Annotated in this window: 2 protein-coding genes; one reads left to right on the top strand and one right to left on the bottom strand. The window is 42.4% G+C overall.

Features of this window, described 5'->3' with window-relative positions; genetic code table 11:
- Positions 1-175: 175 nt before the first annotated feature.
- Complete coding sequence (locus tag B2727_RS17100) at positions 176-1807, bottom strand: inorganic phosphate transporter (protein WP_005190284.1); 1632 nt, start codon at positions 1805-1807, stop codon at positions 176-178.
- Between the two features lie 438 nt (positions 1808-2245).
- Between B2727_RS17100 and metH the strand changes: the two genes are divergently transcribed.
- Positions 2246-5932 carry a methionine synthase gene (gene metH / locus B2727_RS17095; RefSeq protein ID WP_033133113.1) on the top strand — a complete coding sequence of 1229 codons (3687 nt, stop codon included), beginning with the start codon at positions 2246-2248 and terminating at the stop codon, positions 5930-5932.
- Positions 5933-6000 lie beyond the last annotated feature (68 nt).

Here is a 6000-nt window from a genome sequence, read left to right as displayed (position 1 = left end):
CATTCAGCCATTCAGCCATTCAGCGCATCATAAATTGACAAGGGCACGCTGACCCACTTTAAAAGGACAACTCATAGCTAAAATCAGACAATTTTGAAGAAAAATGAAAGGTACAGACATAAAAAAGCTTTGCCGAAGCAAAGCCTTTAAATCTGATCTTTTTAAGTATTTAGGATCATGAAACAAACTGTAGGAACAACCAATATAGACCACCAGATAAGGTAATCGTTGCTGGTAAAGTAAAGATCCAAGCAGACAGAATTGTTCTAACCGTTGCGAAGTTTAGACCTGACTTATTGGCAACCATAGTACCTGCAACCGCACTGTTTAATACGTGTGTGGTTGATACTGGCATACCAAGACCATCCGCTGCTGCAATGGTACTCATCGCTACAAGTTCAGCAGACATGCCCTGACCATAAGTCATGTGGTTCTTACCAATACGCTCACCGACAGTCACAACAATACGCTTCCAGCCCACCATGGTACCTAGACCAAGCGCAAGAGCAACCGCAACTTTCACCCAGTTTGGAATGTATTGAAGGAATGAATCCAAGCTACTACGGTATTCTTTCACAACTTTAGCTTGGTCTTTATCCATTTCTGGCAAAGCTTCAGCTTTATCTAAACGTTTAAACGTGGTGGTGCTTAAATACATGTCATTGCGGATTTCGCTAACAGCAGCTTCAGGAATCGCCTTAAGATCGCCATAACCAGCAACACGTGTACCCAAGTGCTCTGTCATACTTGCTAACGCAGGTACAACTTCAGCCGTTTGTTCTTTGGTTTGGATATATTTAGTTAATACTTCACGCGCTTTCTCATCTGTCAGCTCGTTTTGATTAACGTTTAAAACCGTCGCTGTTTTTGAAGAAAGCTGTTCAAAAGACTGTAAATGCTGCGCGTCTAAATTTTTGTTCAATGAATAAGCCAATGGAACTAACCCGATCAAGATCAACATGATTAAACCCATGCCTTTTTGACCATCGTTTGAACCGTGTGCAAAGCTCACACCTGTACAAGTAAAAATTAGAATTGCACGAATCACTGGTGGTGGCGGCTTGTTACCTTCTGGTGGCTGAAACAGCTCCATTTGGCGTTTAAATACTTTCTTCACCAACAAGAATAGAATTGCTGCAAATGCAAAACCAATCAATGGAGAGAATAATAATGCCTTACCAACTTTAATCACCTGATCCATATCAATACCACTACTGGTCGCGCCAGCTGAAGCATTTAAAATATGGTTCATGATGCCCACACCCAAAATCGATCCGATTAAGGTATGTGAACTTGATGCAGGAATCCCCAAAAACCACGTTCCTAAATTCCATAGGATCGCCGCGATTAATAATGCAAAAACCATCGCAAAGCCAGCGCCGCTGCCGACATTCATGATCATTTCTACAGGGAGTAATGCAATAATACCGTATGCAACCGCACCACTCGCTACCATAACCCCAAGGAAGTTACAGAAACCAGCCCACATCACTGCTGCTGGAGCAGGTAATGCATTGGTATAAATAACCGTCGCTACAGCATTCGCCGTATCGTGAAAACCATTTACAAATTCAAAGCCTAAAGCAATGAAAAGTGCCGTCGATAAAAGAATAACTGAATATAAACTTAAAGGCGGTACATGTGCCAAATCAGCACTGAGCTGAAAACCGATATAAATCAGTGTTGCAACAATAATTGTCAAAAACACCGGCATAAAGAATTTCGGTGTTGGTACATGTACATTCGTCGATTTTGCCTGAGAGCTGGCAAGCGGTGAATCCGAAACAGGAGGAAGATTAGAATTCATGTAGACGGTTAGAGGATAATAAAATCCCCTGTATTGTTTAATTAAATTATGACAATTATATGACAAAGGGCTGTCACATAAAGCCAAAATTTCATGTTTTCATCACATTTTTTTGTATTTTCTTGCGATAAACCCGCTCCGACATTTACTTTAATCAATAAAAAACAATGCATTATAAAACTAAAAACAGCGATAGAACTGTTTGTCTGATTTTGCAACAAACGCTACGAAATATGACATTAGACTGTCACATTTCGAACTGGATGTTTTCTTTTTAAGCATTATTCAATTCAATTGTGACAACTTCATGAACATTTTATGACATTTTCTAAGTGACCCGATGAATCACTGTTCAAGCTTGCTGAAAATACGCGCTTTGACCTAGCTTCTGTTACAATGCCCCTGCTTTTTATCTTGATCATCAACTGGGGTTTCTGAATGTCCACGCTTACCACCCTACAATCACTTCTTACCCAACGCATCCTGATTATTGATGGTGCAATGGGAACCATGATTCAACGCCATAAACTAGAAGAAGAAGATTATCGTGGTGAACGTTTTGCAGATTGGGCATCAGACCTTAAAGGCAATAATGACTTATTGGTTTTAACCCAACCACAGATTATTCAGGGCATCCATGAAGCTTATTTGGATGCAGGCGCAGATATTATCGAAACCAACAGCTTTAACGGCACCCGTGTTTCAATGTCTGACTACCACATGGAAGACCTTGTTCCAGAGATCAACCGTGAAGCGGCGCGCTTAGCCAAAGCAGCATGTGAAAAATATTCAACCCCAGAGAAACCGCGTTTTGTTGCAGGCGTACTTGGCCCTACCTCACGTACCTGTTCGATTTCACCGAATGTTAACGACCCTGCATTCCGTAATATTACATTTGATGAATTAAAAGAAAATTATATTGAAGCTGCCCACGCCTTGATTGAAGGTGGTGCAGACATTCTTTTGATCGAAACTGTGTTTGATACCTTGAACTGTAAAGCCGCGATCTTTGCAGTCAAAGAAGTATTCAAACAAATCGGTCATGAACTGCCGTTGATGATTTCAGGCACCATTACCGATGCATCAGGTCGTACCTTAACAGGCCAAACTGCTGAAGCGTTCTGGAACTCAGTACGTCATGGTGATTTACTCTCAATCGGTTTTAACTGTGCCTTGGGTGCAGACGCGATGCGTCCACACGTAAAAACCATTGCTGATGTTGCTGATACTTTTGTCTCCGCGCATCCAAACGCAGGTTTACCGAATGCCTTCGGTGAATATGATGAAACACCTGAACAAACGGCAGCATTCATTAAAGAATTTGCTGAAAGCGGTTTGATCAATATTACAGGTGGTTGCTGTGGTACCACACCAGATCATATTCGTGCCATCTATAATGCAGTCAAAGACATTCAGCCACGTCAAATTCCTGAAACCAAACCAGCCTGCCGTTTAAGTGGTTTAGAACCATTTAACATTTCTGATGATTCATTGTTCGTCAATGTGGGTGAACGTACCAACGTCACGGGTTCAAAAAAATTCCTGCGTCTTATTCGTGAAGAAAAGTTTGCCGAAGCTTTGGAAGTAGCTCAGCAACAAGTTGAAGCTGGTGCACAGATCATCGACATTAACATGGATGAAGGCATGTTGGATTCGCAAAATGCGATGGTACATTTCCTCAATCTCGTTGCATCTGAGCCAGATATCTCTCGTGTGCCGATCATGATTGACTCATCGAAATGGGAAATCATTGAAGCAGGCTTAAAATGTGTGCAAGGTAAACCTGTTGTTAACTCGATTTCCTTAAAAGAAGGTTATGACGAGTTTGTCGAAAAAGCTCGCCTATGCCGTCAGTACGGTGCTGCGATTATTGTAATGGCCTTTGATGAAACAGGTCAGGCCGATACTGCTGCACGTAAGCGTGAAATCTGTAAACGTTCTTATGATGTGTTGGTTAATGAAGTGGGCTTCCCTGCTGAAGATATTATTTTTGACCCGAACGTGTTTGCCGTGGCAACAGGGATTGAAGAACACAACAACTATGGCGTCGATTTTATTGAAGCGACAGGTTGGATCAAACAGAACTTGCCGCATGCCATGATTTCAGGCGGTGTCTCTAACGTCTCCTTCTCCTTCCGTGGTAATGAGCCTGTGCGTGAAGCGATTCACTCAGTATTCCTTTACCATGCCATTAAACAAGGCATGACCATGGGGATCGTTAACGCTGGTCAAATGGCGATTTATGACGATATTCCAAAAGAACTAAAAGATGCGGTTGAAGATGTTGTTCTGAATCAAAACCAAGGTGAATCAGGTCAAAACGCCACAGAAAAACTGCTTGAAGTGGCAGAGAAGTTCCGTGGTCATAGTGGCGCGCAACGCGAAGCCGAAAACCTTGAATGGCGCAATGAATCGGTTGAAAAACGTCTTGAATATGCATTGGTAAAAGGTATCACTACCTATATTGATGAAGATACCGAAGAAGCCCGTTTAAAAGCCAAACGCCCTCTTGATGTGATTGAAGGTGCATTGATGGATGGCATGAACGTAGTTGGTGACCTGTTTGGTTCAGGTAAAATGTTCCTGCCACAAGTCGTGAAATCTGCACGTGTGATGAAGCAAGCCGTTGCATGGCTGAATCCGTACATCGAAGCTGAAAAAACAGGTAGCCAATCCAAAGGTAAAGTGTTGATGGCAACTGTTAAGGGTGACGTACACGATATTGGTAAAAATATCGTGGGTGTGGTTTTGGGTTGTAATGGTTATGACATCGTTGATCTTGGCGTGATGGTACCAGCAGAAAAAATCCTGCAAACTGCGATTGATGAGAAATGTGACATCATCGGTTTGTCGGGTTTGATCACCCCGTCTTTGGATGAAATGGTGTTTGTTGCCAAAGAAATGCAGCGTAAAGGCTTTAACATTCCACTGTTAATTGGCGGCGCAACCACTTCAAAAGCCCATACCGCAGTGAAGATTGATCCGCAGTATCAAAACGATGCAGTGATTTATGTTGCCGATGCCTCGCGTGCAGTTGGTGTAGCAACCACCCTACTCTCGAAAGAAATGCGTGGCAATTTTATTGCAGAACACCGTGCTGAATATGCCAAGATTCGTGAACGCCTAGCCAACAAGCAACCGAAAGCAGCCAAGCTCAGCTATGCTGAATCGATTGAAAATGGTTTCAAGGTGGATGACAACTATGTGCCACCGATTCCAAATCGTTTAGGTACGCAAGTTATTACTAACTATCCATTAGCGACCTTGGTTGAATACTTTGACTGGACACCCTTCTTTATTTCTTGGAGCTTGGCAGGTAAATTCCCGAAAATCCTGACAGATGAAGTTGTCGGTGAAGCGGCAACTGATTTGTATAACCAAGCTCAAGCGATGCTGAAAGACATTATCGAGAATAATCGTTTTGATGCGCGTGCGGTCTTTGGTCTATATCCTGCACAGCGTACAGCTGCGGATACCGTCAGCGTGTTTGATGAAGCAGGTCAGAATGTTACGCATACCTTTGAGCATATTCGTCAGCAATCTGACAAAGTGACAGGCAAACCGAATTTATCTTTAGCGGACTTTATTAGCACTTCTAAAGACAATACCGATTATCTCGGTGGTTTCACGGTATCGATTTTCGGTGCTGAAGAATTGGCAAATGAATATAAAGCCAAAGGTGATGATTATTCAGCAATCTTGGTTCAGTCTTTGGCCGATCGTTTTGCAGAAGCATTTGCTGAGCACTTGCATGAGCGTATCCGTAAAGAATTCTGGGGCTATAAAGCTGATGAGACTTTGGGCAATGAAGAATTAATCAAAGAGAAGTATATCGGTATTCGTCCTGCGCCAGGTTACCCTGCTTGCCCAGAGCATTCTGAAAAAGCAGTGTTATTTGATTGGTTAGGTTCAGAAGCGAAGATCGGTACCAAGTTGACTGAACACTTTGCGATGATGCCGCCTTCTTCTGTCAGTGGTTTCTATTATTCTCATCCTGAAAGTGAATACTTCAACGTAGGCAAGATTTCTCAAGATCAGCTTGAGGATTATGCAAAGCGTAAAGGTTGGACATTGGATGAAGCGAAGCGTTGGTTAGCACCAAATTTAGATGATTCGATTGCTTAAGTTAGACTTCTAATCTCCCCTAACCCCTCTTTAAAAAAGAGGGGGAACTTTTGCGTATCAAATGAATT

The organism is Acinetobacter sp. UBA991 (assembly GCF_002292065.1).
In the GTDB taxonomy this organism is placed as follows: domain Bacteria; phylum Pseudomonadota; class Gammaproteobacteria; order Pseudomonadales; family Moraxellaceae; genus Acinetobacter; species Acinetobacter higginsii.
The sequence above is the reverse complement of the archived record's forward strand: the minus strand, read 5'-3'. Positions and strand labels throughout refer to the sequence as shown.

Excerpts from the sequence above, each read along its gene's own strand:
- B2727_RS17100 (WP_005190284.1), bottom strand. The coding sequence starts at position 1,807 with ATGAATTCTAATCTTCCTCCTGTTTCGGATTCACCGCTTGCCAGCTCT.
- metH (WP_033133113.1), top strand. The coding sequence starts at position 2,246 with ATGTCCACGCTTACCACCCTACAATCACTTCTTACCCAACGCATCCTG.